At 54.0% G+C, this 467-nt stretch carries 2 protein-coding genes; both read left to right on the forward strand.

Annotated features, from left to right (window positions below):
- A partial coding sequence (locus HEN33_RS25485; RefSeq protein WP_029784246.1) for a phage tail protein occupies positions 1 to 168 on the forward strand: 168 nt, incomplete at its 5' end.
- Positions 165 to 467: phage tail terminator protein (gpU, locus tag HEN33_RS25490; protein WP_183083542.1), on the forward strand; the 303-nt coding region annotated here is incomplete at its 3' end. The genes HEN33_RS25485 and gpU, both read left to right, overlap by 4 nt.

The raw sequence follows: 467 nt of genomic DNA on the forward strand, positions 1-467 counted from the left end.
CGTGTGGCCGGGAAAAACCGTTACCCCATTGATGTGGTGAAAATCCCGATGGCGGTGCCACTGACCACGGCGTTTAAACAGAATATTGAACGGATACGGCGTGAGCGTCTTCCGAAAGAGCTGGGCTATGCGCTGCAGCATCAACTGAGAATGGTAATAAAGCGATGAAACATACTGAACTCCGTGCAGCCGTACTGGATGCACTGGAGAAGCATGACACCGGGGCGACGCTTTTTGATGGTCGCCCCGCTGTTTTTGATGAGGCGGATTTTCCGGCAGTTGCCGTTTATCTCACCGGCGCTGAATACACGGGCGAAGAGCTGGACAGCGATACCTGGCAGGCGGAGCTGCATATTGAAGTTTTCCTGCCTGCTCAGGTACCGGATTCAGAGCTGGATGCGTGGATGGAGTCCCGGATTTATCCGGTGATGAGCGATATCCCGGCACTGTCAGATTTGATCACCAGT

Origin of the sequence: Escherichia sp. 94.0001, assembly GCF_013369155.2 — a bacterium.
Taxonomy (GTDB): Bacteria; Pseudomonadota; Gammaproteobacteria; order Enterobacterales; family Enterobacteriaceae; genus Escherichia; species Escherichia coli_F.